Origin of the sequence: Photobacterium sp. DA100, from assembly GCF_029223585.1 — a bacterium.
GTDB lineage: Bacteria > Pseudomonadota > Gammaproteobacteria > Enterobacterales > Vibrionaceae > Photobacterium.
Map to the genome: position 1 here is coordinate 3,377,567 of NZ_CP119423.1, position 16,281 is coordinate 3,393,847.

The 16,281-nt window shown below is 51.1% G+C and carries 15 protein-coding genes; 13 read left to right on the top strand and 2 right to left on the bottom strand.

What is annotated here, in order from left to right:
* The first annotated feature begins 2 nt into the window (after positions 1–2).
* From PTW35_RS15370 to PTW35_RS15380, 3 genes are all read left to right on the top strand, one after another.
* Positions 3–2,864, top strand: coding sequence for a valine--tRNA ligase (locus PTW35_RS15370; protein WP_281025729.1), 2,862 nt, complete (start codon positions 3–5; stop codon positions 2,862–2,864).
* Between the two features lie 206 nt (positions 2,865–3,070).
* Complete coding sequence (locus PTW35_RS15375) at positions 3,071–3,541, top strand: DUF2061 domain-containing protein (RefSeq protein WP_281025730.1); 471 nt, start codon at positions 3,071–3,073, stop codon at positions 3,539–3,541.
* Between the two features lie 37 nt (positions 3,542–3,578).
* Entirely contained in the window at positions 3,579–4,484 is a 906-nt protein-coding gene (locus tag PTW35_RS15380) for a helix-turn-helix domain-containing GNAT family N-acetyltransferase (RefSeq protein WP_281025731.1), read from the top strand.
* 104 nt (positions 4,485–4,588) lie between these two features.
* Here the strand turns inward: PTW35_RS15380 and rraB are convergent, their stop codons facing one another.
* Positions 4,589–4,987: a ribonuclease E inhibitor RraB gene (gene rraB / locus PTW35_RS15385; RefSeq protein WP_281025732.1), complete on the bottom strand. Its 399-nt coding sequence runs from the start codon at positions 4,985–4,987 to the stop codon at positions 4,589–4,591.
* 396 nt (positions 4,988–5,383) lie between these two features.
* Between rraB and PTW35_RS15390 the strand changes: the two genes are divergently transcribed.
* The 10 genes from PTW35_RS15390 (at position 5,384) to PTW35_RS15435 (ending at position 15,658) form a co-directional block, all read left to right on the top strand.
* The gene (locus tag PTW35_RS15390; protein ID WP_281025733.1) at positions 5,384–5,602 is read left to right on the top strand and encodes a hypothetical protein; all 219 of its coding nucleotides are present in this window, start codon (positions 5,384–5,386) and stop codon (positions 5,600–5,602) included.
* Between the two features lie 136 nt (positions 5,603–5,738).
* The gene (locus PTW35_RS15395; protein WP_281025735.1) at positions 5,739–7,184 is read left to right on the top strand and encodes a YfcC family protein; all 1,446 of its coding nucleotides are present in this window, start codon (positions 5,739–5,741) and stop codon (positions 7,182–7,184) included.
* An 814-nt stretch (positions 7,185–7,998) separates the two neighbouring features.
* Entirely contained in the window at positions 7,999–9,219 is a 1,221-nt protein-coding gene (gene arcA / locus PTW35_RS15400) for an arginine deiminase (RefSeq protein WP_281025736.1), read from the top strand.
* Between the two features lie 130 nt (positions 9,220–9,349).
* Positions 9,350–10,261, top strand: a complete 912-nt coding sequence (gene arcC / locus PTW35_RS15405) for a carbamate kinase (RefSeq protein WP_281025737.1) — start codon at positions 9,350–9,352, stop codon at positions 10,259–10,261.
* A gap of 127 nt (positions 10,262–10,388) precedes the next feature.
* Positions 10,389–11,399: an ornithine carbamoyltransferase gene (locus PTW35_RS15410; protein ID WP_044624255.1), complete on the top strand. Its 1,011-nt coding sequence runs from the start codon at positions 10,389–10,391 to the stop codon at positions 11,397–11,399.
* Positions 11,400–11,842: 443 nt separating this feature from the next.
* Complete coding sequence (pyrB, locus tag PTW35_RS15415) at positions 11,843–12,772, top strand: aspartate carbamoyltransferase (RefSeq protein WP_281025738.1); 930 nt, start codon at positions 11,843–11,845, stop codon at positions 12,770–12,772.
* A gap of 15 nt (positions 12,773–12,787) precedes the next feature.
* Positions 12,788–13,252 (top strand): aspartate carbamoyltransferase regulatory subunit, encoded by a 465-nt coding sequence (gene pyrI, locus PTW35_RS15420; protein ID WP_039456199.1) that lies wholly within the window; start codon positions 12,788–12,790, stop codon positions 13,250–13,252.
* A 210-nt stretch (positions 13,253–13,462) separates the two neighbouring features.
* The gene (locus PTW35_RS15425; RefSeq protein WP_281025739.1) at positions 13,463–14,404 is read left to right on the top strand and encodes a serine protease; all 942 of its coding nucleotides are present in this window, start codon (positions 13,463–13,465) and stop codon (positions 14,402–14,404) included.
* A 240-nt stretch (positions 14,405–14,644) separates the two neighbouring features.
* Positions 14,645–15,124 (top strand): arginine repressor, encoded by a 480-nt coding sequence (locus PTW35_RS15430; RefSeq protein ID WP_039456202.1) that lies wholly within the window; start codon positions 14,645–14,647, stop codon positions 15,122–15,124.
* A gap of 147 nt (positions 15,125–15,271) precedes the next feature.
* Entirely contained in the window at positions 15,272–15,658 is a 387-nt protein-coding gene (locus PTW35_RS15435; protein WP_039456204.1) for a RidA family protein, read from the top strand.
* Positions 15,659–15,744: 86 nt separating this feature from the next.
* Here PTW35_RS15435 and idi read toward each other — a convergent pair whose 3' ends face one another.
* A complete protein-coding gene (idi, locus tag PTW35_RS15440) occupies positions 15,745–16,275 on the bottom strand; it encodes an isopentenyl-diphosphate Delta-isomerase (protein WP_281025740.1) in 531 nt (176 codons plus the stop codon).
* Positions 16,276–16,281: the final 6 nt, after the last annotated feature.

The following is a 16,281-nucleotide window of genomic DNA, read 5'->3' on the forward strand; positions in this document are numbered from 1 at the left end:
CTATGGAAAAGACATACAACCCACAATCAATTGAAAAAGCGCTGTATCAGCGCTGGGAAGAGGCTGGTTACTTCAAGCCTCACGGTGACACATCAAAAGATGCCTACAGCATCATGATCCCACCGCCGAACGTCACAGGTAGCCTGCACATGGGCCACGCGTTCCAGGATACCATCATGGATACCCTGATCCGCTGTGAGCGCATGAAGGGCAAGAACACCCTATGGCAAGTCGGTACCGACCACGCAGGTATCGCGACCCAGATGGTTGTGGAGCGTAAAATTGCTGCCGAAGAAGGCAAGACCAAGCACGACTACGGCCGTGACGCTTTCATCGATAAAATCTGGGAGTGGAAAGGCGAGTCTGGTGGCACTATCACCAAGCAGCTTCGTCGCCTAGGCGCTTCTGTAGACTGGGACCGTGAGCGCTTCACGATGGACGACGGCCTGTCTAACGCGGTTCAGGAAGTTTTCGTCCGCCTATTCGAAGAAGATCTGATCTACCGCGGCAAGCGTCTGGTTAACTGGGATCCGAAACTGCACACTGCGATTTCTGATCTTGAAGTTGAAAACAAAGACAAGAAAGGCCACATGTGGCACTTCCGCTACCCGCTGGCTGACGGCGTGAAAACGGCTGAAGGCAAAGACTACATCGTGGTAGCGACTACCCGTCCGGAAACTATGCTGGGTGATACCGGTGTGGCCGTAAACCCGGAAGATCCTCGTTACAAAGATCTGATTGGCAAGGAAATCCTACTGCCAATCGTTGACCGCCGTATTCCAATCGTAGGCGACGAGCACGCCGATATGGAAAAAGGCACTGGTTGTGTGAAGATCACCCCTGCGCACGACTTCAACGACTACGAAGTGGGCAAGCGCCACAGCCTGCCGATGATCAACATCCTGACGTTCAACGCTGATATTCGCAACGCGGCTGAAGTGTTCACTACCAATGGTGAGCCAAGCGATGCCTACAGCACTGAACTGCCAGAGAAATACCACGGCATGGAGCGCTTTGCCGCGCGTAAAGCTATTGTTGCCGAGTTCGACGAGCTAGGCCTGCTGGACGAAATCAAAGATCACGATCTGACGGTACCTTACGGTGACCGTGGTGGTGTGGTTATCGAGCCAATGCTAACTGACCAGTGGTACGTACGTGCTGCTCCTCTGGCAGAGCCTGCGGTTGCTGCGGTAGAAAACGGTGACATCCAATTCGTACCTAAGCAGTACGAAAACATGTACTTCTCTTGGATGCGTGATATCCAGGATTGGTGTATCTCTCGCCAGCTTTGGTGGGGTCACCGTATCCCTGCTTGGTACGACAACGACGGTAACGTTTATGTTGGCCGCAGCGAAGAAGAAGTTCGCGAGCAGAACAACCTGGCACCGGTTGTGGTTCTTCGCCAGGACGATGACGTACTAGATACCTGGTTCTCGTCTGCACTATGGACGTTCGGTACTCAAGGCTGGCCTGAGCAGACAGAAGATCTGAAAGTCTTCCACCCATCAGATGTACTGGTGACGGGTTTTGACATCATCTTCTTCTGGGTTGCCCGCATGATCATGATGACCATGCACTTCTGTAAAGACGAAGACGGCAAGGCACAGGTTCCGTTCAAGACCGTATACGTAACGGGTCTGATCCGTGACGAAAACGGCGACAAGATGTCGAAGTCAAAAGGTAACGTGCTTGACCCAATCGACATGATCGACGGTATCGATCTAGAGTCACTGGTTACCAAGCGTACCGGTAACATGATGCAGCCGCAGCTGGCCGCGAAGATCGAGAAGAACACCCGCAAGACATTCGAAAACGGTATCGAACCTTACGGTACCGATGCCCTGCGCTTTACCCTTGCAGCCATGGCTTCTACCGGCCGTGACATCAACTGGGACATGAAACGCCTTGAGGGTTACCGCAACTTCTGTAACAAGCTATGGAACGCCAGCCGTTACGTACTGATGAACACAGAAGAGCAAGATTGTGGTTTCGCCGCAGATGCCGAGCTAGAGTACTCGCTGGCTGACAAGTGGATCGAATCTCAGTTCGAGCTTGCAGCGAAAGAGTTCAACGGTCATATCGACAACTTCCGTCTGGACATGGCGGCGAACACGATCTACGAGTTCATCTGGAACCAGTTCTGTGACTGGTACCTAGAGCTAACCAAGCCGGTTCTGTGGAAAGGCACCGAAGCGCAGCAGCGTGCAACCCGCCGTACTCTGATCACCGTACTCGAGAAGACCCTGCGTCTGGCTCACCCAGTGATCCCATACATCACCGAAACTATCTGGCAGAGCGTCAAGCCGCTGGTTGACGGTGTTGACGGCGATACCATCATGCTGCAGGCACTGCCTCAGTACGATGAAGCGAACTTCAATGCAGAAGCACTGGCTGACATCGAGTGGGTGAAGAGCTTTATCACCAGCATCCGTAACCTGCGTGCCGAGTACGACATTGCCCCAAGCAAAGCGCTTGATGTAATGCTAAAAGCCGCAGACGAAAAAGATGCTGCGCGCCTTGAAGCCAACAAACAAGTACTGGTTTCTCTAGCCAAGCTAGAGAACATCCGCGTACTGGCTGCCGGTGAAGAGACACCAGCCTGTGCAACATCACTGGTTGGCAAGTCTGAGCTGATGATCCCAATGGCAGGCCTGATTGACAAAGACGCTGAGCTTGATCGCCTAGCGAAAGAAATCAAGAAGACCGAAGGTGAAATCAAGCGCATCGAAGGCAAGCTGGGCAACGAAGGTTTCGTAGCCAAAGCACCTGAAGCGGTTGTTGCCAAAGAGCGCGAGAAGCTTGAAGGCTACAAGGACACCCTAGTGAAGCTGGCCGAGCAGCAAGCAACCATCGCGGCACTGTAACCGCCAACAATACCATGACTCAAAGCCGGCCTTGCGCCGGCTTTTTTATTGCCCGCCATATCCACTCTGCTCCCTAGCCTTGTTTCACCCTTAGTGATAACCGCAATCGATCATCGGTCACACCTATCAAAGCTATAGATGATAACAGATTGCAAATGATAACAATTATCACTAGCATGAAATTATCCACTGAGGGAGAAACCACCATGAAGAAGACCGTTAGTTTTGCCGTTATCCACTTTTTTGTCGCATTCAGTATCGCCTATCTACTGACAGGCGAGATCCTGATCAGCAGCCTGATCGCCATGATCGAGCCAATGGTCAATACAGTGGCCTTCTATTTCCATGAAAAAGCTTGGCAACACAAGGCACTTATTCGCAGTGGCTTTGCCAACCCAGGCCGCAAAACGGCCAGTTTTGCCGTTGTCCATTTCAGCGTCGCATTCGGTGTCGCCTACCTGCTAACCAGTGATGTGCTGGTTGGGAGTGTGATGGCCATGATTGAGCCGGCTATCAACACGGTAGCCTACTATTTCCACGAGCGCATCTGGCAGAAGAAATCCGCACAGCAAGCTGCCAAGGAAGCACTGGGCCACCTTGCTTGCCACCATGGCAAACTGCGGGAGTGTGCCGATGTCAGCGATATCACTGTTGACAATGTTGCGACAAGCAACTAATTTTGGTTGCAATAAGCAACCAAAAGAGACCTGATACATGGACGCAGCGACCCTCAGAGCCCAGTCCCGCTTACTTGTGCGGGAATTGGGCATGCTTGACCGCCAGTGCGGTAATCTCGACATTACCCCGGTCCAAGCCCACGCCCTGATTGAACTGGAAAACCAACCGCTTTCCGTCAACCAGCTTGCCGCCCGGCTAAAAGTGGATAAATCCAACGCCAGCCGCACCAGCGCTAGCCTACTCAATGCCGGCCTTCTGATCACCCACGCCGATCCCCATGACGGCCGCCGGCAGCTATCGAGCTTGTCTTTGCAGGGCCAAACCTTGCTCGATAGCCTCAACCAGGCTCTCAACCTGCAAGTTGCCCAGTTTATGGAGCAACTCGACCAAGATGAAATCACCTGCCTCGCCCAAAGCCTGCAACGCTATACCAAGGCGATTCAGGCCAACAAACAACAGCAGGGCTACCAGCTGAGGCTGCTCACTCCACTCGACAATGCCGCTATGGCCGCCGTAGTACGCCGTGTATCCGCCGAGCACGGGCTAACTGCGGACAAAGGCTACGGTGTTGCCGATCCGACGCTGGACGCCCTGAGCGAGGTATACAGCGAGCCTGACAGCGCATACTGGGTAATAGAAAAAGACAACCGCATCCTGGGCGGCGGGGGAATAGCTCCCCTTACAGGGGAAGAAGGCGTTTGCGAGCTGCAGAAAATGTACTTCCTGCCAGAGCTACGTGGCAGAGGCTTCGCCCGACGGATCGCCGCCACGGCTCTGAAATTCGCCCGGGAGAACCGCTTCAAGGCATGCTACCTTGAAACCACAGCCTCGCTGCAGGCCGCCATCAAGCTATACCAGGGGCTGGGGTTTATCCAAATTTCACAGGCCATGGGGCAAACCGGCCACGATGCCTGCGAAGTCAGGATGCTCAAAACGCTCTGATTCTGGGCTCTGAAAACGAGTAATAAAAGCCTAATTAGAAAATGGCGGACACAAAAAAGCTGGCTTAATGCCAGCTTTTATCTCGACGTTACGGGTATCGAAGATCACTCTTCGTCTTCGTACTCTTCTTCGTCATCTTCACCCGACTCGAAGTAAGTTCCCCAGCCGTCGTAGTCAATGTTATGCTTTTCGGCTAGCTGGATCAGCTTCTCAGCCTGCTCATCAATGACTTCTGCATTCAGTGCCGATTCCATAACAGCATCGAAACATACCACTTTACCGCCACCGTCTTCAGGAGCCAGTTCAAGCTCTTCGGCTTCTAGTACCTCGAAGCCCATTTTGAAAGCTTCTACGGCTGCACCTTCAAGCTCTTCGAACGTATCCGCCGAGAAATGGTGCTCAATGCTGTAAAGTGCATCAGGATCACTGCCATCTTCTAGCAACGCCGCGATGATTTCGCGCGTTTCTTCCTTCTGCTCTTCGATTAGTTCTGCATAAGACATGGGGAAACTCCACCTATGGAATAAATTCGAACGCAAATATCGCACGGATCGCAATAAAATACCAAATGAAATATCCCTCTCCCTGAAACTTGATATTTATCAAACTAACGATAAATATATTTCGAGCGGTGATGAAGCGAGAAAATGCATAATATTCCCCGATATGCGCTTTAAGCGAATAAACACAAAACCCTCAATAGCATATTCACCCATAAAACCCAGAGAAATACCCTGAGCACTCTGTTTACCGATAGGTGGGCGGTATGAAAGCGCCAAAAAAATGTGAACAATCCCAAAGATATACTGCGCTCGGCGGCATAAAATTCACTGGCAACAAACAAATAGAGCCACGGCAAAGACTGATGGCCATTATATAAGCATACGAGAGATACGATCATGAGTAACTTCTACCACGGCCCTGAGCCAGGGAGACGGCGCCGCAGCCAGCTGCGTCGTCCCCGTAGGACACTCACCCACCTGACAACAGCATTGGACGGCATTGCGCCGACGGAGTCCTTTGCGGTGCCAGAGTGCGAGTGTACGGCTCCGACATCTCACCCAACATTGACACCCCCTATCCAAGCTGCCTCGCCAGCAAGGATAAACAACCTATAAACCATTTCCGTTAGCTATTGCTAATGCCTGGTTCTGCCTGCTCCGGCGTCATGTCGGCGAGCCCTGTCATGCCTAACGGCAGGCCTGGTAGATGAATCACCCTTGTATTTGGATGTACAAGGGCAAGGAGAAAACAATGACAACCGAAACAATGAAACCGGAAGAAAAAGGCGGCTTCTTCGCCAACTTTAAATTCCCTTCTGCCTATACCATTTTATTTGCCCTTATTGCCCTCGTCGCATTGATGACCTGGATCGTACCGGCTGGCCAGTATGACCGTGTCATGAATGAAGACCTGGGCAAAGAAGTACCAGTTACCGGAACTTACCACGCAGTAGAGAGCAACCCGCAAGGTGTCGTAGATGTCCTACTGGCTCCTATCGATGGCTTCTACGATCACAACACCTATGAAGCAGCGGCTATCGATGTCTCACTGTTCATTCTGGTCATCGGTGGCTTCCTTGGCCTAGTGACCAAAACCGGTGCGATTGACGCAGGTATCGAACGGGTTACCGCCCGACTGCAGGGCCGGGAAGAATTGATGATCCCGATCCTGATGGCACTCTTTGCCGCCGGCGGTACTATCTATGGTATGGCTGAAGAGTCCCTGCCGTTCTATACCCTGCTGGTGCCTGTGATGATGGCCGCCCGCTTCGACCCAGTAGTTGCCGCTGCAACCGTACTGCTTGGTGCCGGTATCGGTACCCTGGGTTCAACCATCAACCCATTTGCTACAGTTATCGCTGCCAACGCGGCCGGTATCCCGTTCACCGATGGCATCATGCTACGCGTTGCCATGCTGGTTGTTGGCTGGCTGATCTGTGTCGCTTATGTCATGCGCTATGCCAAGATGGTACGTGCCGACAAGACCAAATCGATTGTCTATGACAAGTACGAAGAAAACAAAGCACACTTCCTGGGCAACCAGTCTGGCGAAATGCTGGAGTTCACTACAACCCGTAAAGTTATCCTGGCTATCTTTGCTGCTTCTTTCGGTATTATGATTTACGGTGTGGCCGTTGTGGGTTGGTGGATGGCAGAAATTTCCGCTATGTTCCTGGCCTCAACAATCATCATCGGTTTGATTGCCCGCATGAGCGAAGAAGAGTTCACATCTAGCTTCATCGACGGTGCCCGCGATTTGCTCGGTGTTGCCCTTATTATCGGTATCGCCCGCGGTATCGTGGTAATTATGGACCGCGGTATGATCACTGATACCATCCTGAACTCTGCCGAGCACGCAGTAACCGGCCTGTCTTCAATCGTATTCATCAACGTGATGTACTGGCTGGAAATCCTGCTGTCGTTCTTGGTGCCTTCGTCTTCGGGCCTAGCGGTACTGACCATGCCTATCATGGCTCCGCTAGCAGACTTCGCCGGTGTGGGCCGCGATCTAGTGGTAACGGCATACCAGTCTGCCTCAGGTATTGTAAACCTTATGACACCAACCTCTGCGGTGGTAATGGGTGGCTTGGCTATCGCACGCGTCCCTTACGTACGCTGGGTTAAGTGGGTCGCTCCACTGCTAGGTATCCTAACAGTACTGATCATGGCAATGCTGAGTGTAGGCGCCATGCTTTAATCCCCCCTTTCGATCTTGCTTGTTTCGCCGCCCCTATGGGGCGGCTTTTTTCTTTCCCCACCGGCAACAAATTAACCTCTAGCCTTCCAGGGCAAATCGACCCATAAATATCTAGCGACGTGAAGCTCCCCTAGTGAGCACGCCCCCGACAATTGTGTGCCCAGCACCACACAACGATTTTGCACTCACCCAGTACAGTCTCAATACGCCGGTACCTCGAAGAATAAATCCCGACCATTCATCACAACCTTATTGAATCAAATATTAATTTGGCACCACAAAAACATTGTATAAATAATTCAAATCTGAATTTAACCTCCTATACAACGACAAATAAAGCACTGAAAAACCAATGTACTAAAATTACAAAAACCCCAAAACAAAATATAAAAGGAAAAATATTTGTTACCAGCGCAGTAACATTTTGCTTATTTTTATATAGACAAACAGTTTTAGTGCATAAGATTATGCTTTTTACATTCAAGCAACGTGAAAAAATCTGAATAAGATTCCCAACACCCCTTTTAGACACAGTAAAAACAACAACTTAACCAACATAAAACTACTTAAAACCTAGTCAAAACACATAAATACCCATGCGCGTAATCGAGTGACACATGCATTAAAAATGTTAATAAAACAAATATATAGCGTTACCGCATTAATAACAAAACTGTGATAAACCTCTAAGACTGTGAACGCCTTAAGGGTAAAATAAACCCCAGATACGAAAGCAAAGAAATAAATAACTTCTTACTTTGCAATAAAACAAATACAGCCAAACCATTGGCAATAAATAAAGAGAGATACGATCATGAGTAAGTTCTATGTAGGTTCTGAAATAGGCCAACTGCGTCGCGTTCTTCTTCATCGCCCTGAGCGAGCTCTCACTCACCTGACGCCTTCTAACTGCCACGATCTACTATTTGATGATGTACTGGCTGTTGAACGCGCTGGCGAAGAGCATGACGTATTTGCCAACACACTGCGTGAGCAAGGTGTTGAGGTCTTCCTACTACACGACATGCTGGCTGAAACCCTAGCGGTTCCTGAAGCCAAAGACTGGCTGCTAGGCACCCAGATCTCTGACTACCGTTTCGGCCCAACTTTCGCCAATGATGTACGCTGCTTCCTAGCAGATCTACCTCATCGCGAACTAGCATCAATCCTACTGGGCGGCTTGGCATACTCTGAGCTACCAATCCAGTCATCTTCTATGCTGCAGGGCATGCATGAGCCAAGCGACTTCATCATCGAGCCGCTTCCAAACCACCTGTTCACCCGTGATACTTCATGCTGGGTATATGGCGGTGTTTCTATCAACCCAATGGCTAAACCTGCTCGCCAGCGTGAAACCAACCACCTACGTGCTATCTACCGCTGGCACCCAACCTTCGCCGGTGAAGACTTCATCAAGTACTTCGGTGACGAAGAGAAGCTATACGACAACTCGACTATCGAAGGCGGCGACGTGCTGGTTATCGGTAAAGGCTCAGTGCTTATCGGTATGTCCGAGCGTACAACAGCACAAGGTGTTGAGCAGTTGGCGTCAAGCCTATTCAAGCACGGTCAGGCCAAGCAGGTTATTGCGATGGAGCTACCTAAGCACCGCTCTTGCATGCACCTAGACACCGTAATGACGCACATGCGTGAAGATACCTTCTCGGTTTACCCAGAAGTGGTCCGCAAAGATGTGAAATGCTGGAGCCTAACTGGCGACGAGTCTGGCGCAGTGAAAGCGAAAGAAGAAGGCTACTTCGTAACTGCTATCGAGAAAGCACTGGGTGTCGGTCAGCTGAACCTTATCACCACCGGTGGTGACAGCTTCGAAGCTGAGCGTGAGCAGTGGAACGATGCGAACAACGTACTGACTGTTAAGCCAGGTGTTGTTATCGGTTACGAGCGCAACGTCTACACCAACGAGAAATACGACAAGGCAGGCATCACAGTCCTACCTATCCCAGGTGATGAACTAGGCCGCGGCCGTGGTGGTGCTCGCTGCATGAGCTGCCCAATCGAGCGTGACGGTATCTAATACCGAGGCAACTAGCCTAACCTAACGGCCGGTGCCCGGCACCGGCCACACAACAGCAAGACCTCTCAGAATCCAGGCAAAAAGCCAAACAAAACAATAACTGAGAGTAAAAACCAAGAGAGACGATCACATGACCAAGCAAACTGTTGTTGTGGCACTGGGCGGTAATGCCCTGCTTCGCCGCGGCGAGCCACTCGAAGCTGATATCCAGCGCCAGAATATTGCCAAAGCGGCGCAGACCATCGCGGAGATCGGCAAAGAGTACAACGTTGTTCTTGTACACGGCAATGGTCCGCAGGTTGGCCTACTGGCACTGCAAGGACTTGAATACAAAAAGGTCAGCCCATACCCATTGGATGTACTGGGTTCAGAGACCCAGGGCATGATTGGCTACATGCTGATGCAAGAACTGAAGAACCTACTGCCGGAGCAAGACGTCTCCTGCATGCTGACCCAAATGACCGTAGACCCGAACGATCCGGCCTTTGCCGATCCAACCAAACCTATTGGTCCAGTCTACGAAGAAGCTGAAGCCCGCGAAATGGCAGAGAAATACCACTGGACAGTCAAGCCTGACGGCCAGTACTTCCGCCGCGTGGTACCAAGCCCACTTCCAACCGGTATTGTCGAGAGCGATGCAATCACCACCCTGATCAAGCAAGAGCATCTGGTGATCTGTACCGGCGGCGGCGGTATCCCGGTCAAGAAAGAAAATGGCAAATTGGTTGGCGTAGAAGCGGTAATCGACAAAGACATGTCTGCAGCATACCTTGCCCAGCAGCTTAATGCCGATGCCCTACTGATCCTGACCGATGCCGATGCGGTTTACCTGGACTGGGGTAAACCAACCCAGAAAGCACTACGCAGCACCACTCCACGTGAGCTGGCTCAGTATGCCTTCGATGCCGGTTCAATGGGACCGAAAATCGATGCCTCATGCGATTTCATTAAGAAAGGCGGCAAGCTGGTTGGGATCGGTGCCCTTGAAGATGGCCTCGCCATCCTAAAAGGTGAAGCTGGCACAAATATTATTGCAGAATAACAGAATAGTTATTCACAAATCATAAATAATACGTTAAACAATACATAAAACCTTCCGGCGGCGGGGCTACCCAAATCATTCAGCCTCTCCCCGGACAGAGAGATACAGATTCAGAGAGGATAACATCATGGCTTTTAACCTTCGCAACCGTAACTTCCTAAAACTACTAGACTTCACTCCACGTGAAATCCAGCACCTACTAGAGCTATCTGCTGAGCTGAAAAAAGCGAAGTACAACGGTTACGAGCAGCCTCGCCTAACCGGCAAGAACATTGCCCTAATCTTCGAAAAAACATCGACTCGTACTCGCTGTGCTTTTGAAGTAGCGGCTTTCGACCAAGGCGCACAAGTTTCTTACCTTGGCCCATCAGGCTCTCAAATCGGCCACAAAGAATCAATGAAAGATACCGCTCGCGTTCTTGGCCGCATGTATGACGGCATCGAGTACCGCGGTTTCGGTCAGGAAATCGTTGAAGAGCTAGGCCAATACGCTGGTGTACCAGTATGGAACGGCCTAACAGACGAATTCCACCCAACCCAAATCCTAGCTGACTTCCTGACCATGCAAGAGCACGGCCGTGGCAAGCAGCTACACGAAATGAAATTTGCCTACCTTGGCGATGCACGCAACAACATGGGTAACTCCCTAATGGTTGGTGCAGCGAAAATGGGTATGGACATCCGCCTAGTGGCTCCTAAGCAGTTCTGGCCTGAAGAAGCACTTGTTGCTCAGTGCCGTGAAATTGCTGAAACCACTGGCGCGAAAATCACTATGACTGAAGACGTACAAGAAGGCGTTGCAGGCGTAGACTTCCTATACACTGACGTTTGGGTCTCTATGGGCGAAGCGAAAGAAGCATGGGCTGAGCGTATCAACCTAATGCTGCCTTACCAGGTCAACATGGACATGATCAAAGCCACTGGCAACCCACACGTGAAATTCATGCACTGCCTACCAGCGTTCCACGGTGAAGACACCACTGTTGGTAAGCAGCTAGCAGCAGAATACCCAGTACTGGCACAAGGCTGTGAAGTAACTGATGAAGTGGTTGAATCTGACTACTCTATCGTATTCGACGAAGCTGAAAACCGTATGCACACCATCAAAGCTGTGATGGTAGCGACACTGGGTCAATAATCGACTCTCTTGAGTGTAACTACTCTCAAACCCATACCGGCCTTCGGGCCGGTATTTTTTTATGCCGATATACCCACCACCTACCGGCGTCCTATAGCAAAACAACCTCCGCGAGATCAGCATGTTAGGCAGCCTTGCCTAGCCCGAAAAATACCCATACATAGTGCATAAAGTTCCAGCAAATGAATACTTTAGGCAAACGCTTGCGTTCGCAAAAAATGGGGGTATAATCCTTCGCAATTTGTCCAGAGAGAGATAAAAAATGCGCCCGTCTTTTCAGCTAAACCTGATGACCCTACGCCGATTCTCGGCGCTGGCGCCGTTTTTTGTTTTTCCTGTTTTTGTAAAAAGAGCCTCCTTTATTAAGGGGGCTTTTTTTTGCCTGCAACAAACACCCGCAGGCACCTGTCGTTCATCATCGTAATTAAAAGGGAAGAGAAGCCATGGCGAATTCGCTGTTTCAAAAGCACATCATTTCCATCCCGGAACTGAGCCGTAGTGAGCTTGAGCTGGTTGTCGAGACTGCAGGCAAACTGAAAGCCGAACCGAACCCTGAACTTCTGAAGAACAAGGTAGTTGCAAGCTGTTTCTTCGAGCCATCCACCCGTACCCGCCTTTCTTTTGAAACTGCGGTTCAGCGCTTGGGCGGCACCGTGATTGGCTTTGACAACGGTGGTAACACCTCACTGGCGAAAAAAGGTGAGACCCTTGCCGACTCCGTCCAGGTCATCTCCTCGTATGTGGATGCCTTTGTGATGCGCCACCCACAGGAAGGGGCAGCCCGTCTTGCCTCCGAGTTCTCAAACAACGTCCCTGTGATTAACGGTGGTGACGGTGCCAACCAACACCCAACCCAAACCCTGCTGGACCTGTTTACTATCTACGAAACTCAGGGCACGCTGGATAACCTCAATGTGGCGTTCGTCGGTGACCTGAAGTACGGTCGCACAGTTCACTCCCTGACCCAAGCACTGGCGAAATTCAACAATGTGAAGTTCTTCTTCATTGCGCCGGAAGTGCTGGCAATGCCAGATTATATCTGCGAAGAGCTGGACGAAGCCGGCATCAGCTACAGCATCCACCACGCGATGGAAGAAGTGATCCCTGAGCTAGATATCCTGTACATGACCCGCGTGCAAAAAGAGCGTTTCGACGAGTCTGAGTATGCCCACATGAAAGCGGCTTACATCCTTACGGCCCCAATGCTGGCCGAAGCCCGTGACAACCTGAAAGTACTGCACCCGCTACCACGCATTGACGAAATTACCACTGATGTCGACAAGACCAAGCATGCTTACTTCTTCCAGCAAGCAGAAAACGGTGTGTACGCACGTGAAGCCCTACTGGCACTGGTCCTAAACGAAGCAATCTAAGCAGGAGAGAAAACAATGGCGAAGGAAACTCAACTACAGGTCGAAGCGATCAAGAACGGTACTGTTATCGACCATATTCCTGCAAATGTCGGCTTCAAGGTCCTGAAGCTGTTCAAAATGCACAAAACCAACCAGCGCGTCACCGTTGGCCTCAACCTGCCTTCCTCGGCACTGGGAGCCAAGGATCTGATCAAGATCGAAAACATCTTCATCAGTGAAGAGCAAGCAAGCCAGCTGGCCCTTTACGCGCCACAGGCGACCGTCAACCAAATCGAAAACTACGAAGTGGTGAAAAAGCTGAACCTGACGCTGCCGGAGCAAATCAATGCGGTGTTCAAGTGCCCGAACAGTAACTGTATTTCACACGGCGAACCAGTCGATAGCAGCTTCAAGGTGATCACCAAGAAAGAAGACATCCAACTCAAGTGTAAGTACTGCGAAAAAGTCTTCTCACGGGAAATCGTCACAGAAAGCAACTAAGCCACCAGCTCAAAAGCGGCTAACTGGTTGAAAAAACCGTCTCAATTACGACATCTTATGCCCTAGGAAAAAGAAAGCCTGCTCAACTTTGAGCAGGCTTTTTTATTCTCATTTCCGACCACCCGTCACTTAGTTTGGCTCACTACCTTTAATATTCCGGCCCTGCGTGCTGGCAAACAATAAAATCAAAAACAATCATAGGTTAGTGAAATGAAAAATCATGCGCGCCTTGTCAAAGCAGTCTGGTGCTTGCCTGTCCGTCCCTGTCATATATTTCTTGTTTCAGCCACATTATCTGGCTGTGTTACCAGCAACGGTCCCGTCCAGCAGACCTACCAGCATTCTGCCAACGAGATGGTAGTGATCGGGGTGCCAATGCTGCTGGGCGGCTTCGGCTCGGCCGTACCGATCAGCAATGATTATATGATCACCGCCAAGCATGTCGCCCAGTTGTCCTGGGATCTCGATGTCATCTACCACCCGGCATGCGACTTAGCCCTGATCCGACGCCCCTCCAATACCCAACCGATTTGGGGCTTGATCTACCCCGACCAGTCCGTCACCCACCATGGCCACTCTCTGGTAGGGACCACGGTGAGTGGCAAAGGCAAATACCTCCAGGATGTAGTTGATACCAACACCGATTGCCTCTATTCACTCAGTGATGCACCTGTCATGTCGGGCATGAGCGGTGGGCCGGTCTTCAATGAAGACGGGGAAATTGCCGGGATCACAGTGGCCATCGTCAACAACCCGCAAGATTTGGACAACCTGCGGCCGGCCGCGCGCTACAGCCAGTTTGTTCCCTCCCCGCTGATTTTCGACTGGCTGGATGCCCTAGGTATCGAAGTGAAGTCGGCCAGTGTCGAGCTGGCCGGAGTCAAAGTGTCAGACTACGTCAGCGAACTCAACCGCCCGAGCAAAGAAGCGATTCAGGTTGTCAGCAATAGCAGCCCCATCGCATCACCTGACCGCCAGCAACGCCGTGCCCTGTTACCGGCAACCCAGTACAAAGACTATCCCCCGGGCAACCTGTCGGGGCTCAACCTCCCTGACGAGGAAGAAGGAGTGGCCGCCAACCAACCCCAACCAGCGGTCAAGTTAGATCCTCGAACCCTACTCAACCAGTCAGGATATAATCCCTCATTCTGAGCAAATGGATGGCGTTTTGTTTTGGTGATAGGGGTCAATAAATTACTTTGACATTGTTGATATGATGCCATTGCAAGATTATGCAACCGAGACATTATATCTTGCCACTATGCAGCCGATAACTCGCACCGAGAAGAAGCGGAGACTTCACACAACACCCCACCGTTGCGAGGGCTTACGAACGAGATACGATCAAAAGACCAATAGAATAACAAGGAGTTGCCCGTGAGTGGATACAGTATGCACGGAGCGATAGACGCTTTCTGCCAAGAGGAAAGCATGACTTCCGCCTGCAAGCGGTTATTGCAGCAACAAAGCTTTTCAACCCAGGACGATATCCGAAAACAGCTTATCGCCATGGGCTTTGAAGATGTTAGCCAGTCCACCGTCTCCCGCCTGTTATCAAGGCTGGGCGTGGCAAAGGTACCCAATGCCTATGGCAAAAAAGTCTATTGCCTAACCGTAGAAAGCGAGCCGGTACAAGTTGGCTCATCGATTGCCTCCCAAATAGAGTTTATTACCCATAACCAACTGGTCGTGGTTGTAAAAACCCACCCCGGCGGCGCCCAGCTTGTGGCTAGGCTCATCGACATACAACCACATGCCGAGATCCTCGGTACCGTAGGCGGCAACGACACGGTCATGGTCGCGCCGAAAGATATCACCCGTATTGATGAGTGTGAAAAAGTGGTCAAGGCAAGGCTCGGGATCCCAGCCTGAAGCGTCGACGCCCTCTCGCGCGAAACAAGGCAGCCCAATAATGCTGCCTTTTTATCCAGCCTACCTGAAACCCTTTGACCTCTTCGCCAATGGGTTGCAAACTAGACCTCTAACGATGACCTAACATAATTTAAGTAAGGACAAGTAATGACTCAAGTACTTCACACAGAGCAGGCACCAGCTGCAATCGGCCCTTATGTACAAGGTGTAGATCTAGGCAACATGGTACTCACTTCAGGCCAGATCCCTGTAAATCCTCAAACCGGTGAAGTGTCTGACGATATCGCTGAGCAGGCTCGCCAGTCACTAGAAAATGTTAAGGCTGTAGTTGAGTCGTCTGGCCTTAAGGTCGCTGACATCGTCAAAATGACGGTATTCGTTAAAGATCTCAATGACTTTGGCACTGTTAACGAAGTGTACGGCAAATTCTTCGACGAGCACAATGCACCATACCCAGCGCGCTCTTGCGTTGAAGTCGCTCGCCTGCCAAAAGACGTAAAAATCGAAATTGAAGCGATTGCCGTTCGTAAATAATCGCCTGTTCGATTAGCGCCAACACGAAAAAAAGCTGCCTGATGGCAGCTTTTTTCGATTCAGTGACCGAGCGACAAGGCACTTCACTAGGCGTTGGCTAGAGCGAGTTCCAGTACCTGCGGAAACCAAGCGGTAAAGCATTCGGGCTCTTGTGCTAGCGCTGTCTGCAACTCACTCTGAGGCCACCAGCGATAGGTCAATACTTCCTCCGGGTTCGGCACCACCATGACCTCTGGAGCTGAAGCCACCAAGACATGATCCAGTTCGTGTTCCACCAGCCCGTTGTCAAGCTTGGCGCGGTAGACGAAATTGGCCACATCAGATAGTGCCTGGATATCAACAATCCCCATCTCTTCCGCCAGCCGGCGGATCCCCGCCTGTTCCATCGACTCTCCCTGCCGCGGATGAGAGCAGCAGGTATTGGTCCATAACCCACCGCTGTGGTATTTCCCCAATGCGCGCTGCTGCATCAAGAACTCCCGTTCTTTGCCACTATCCCGGTACAGCAATACCGAAAAAGCCAAATGAAGGACACCGTCCCGGTGGGCCTGCATTTTTTCTTCTACGCCTAGCTCCCTGCCCTGCGGATCGACTAATATAACCTGTTCTTCAATCATGCTTTA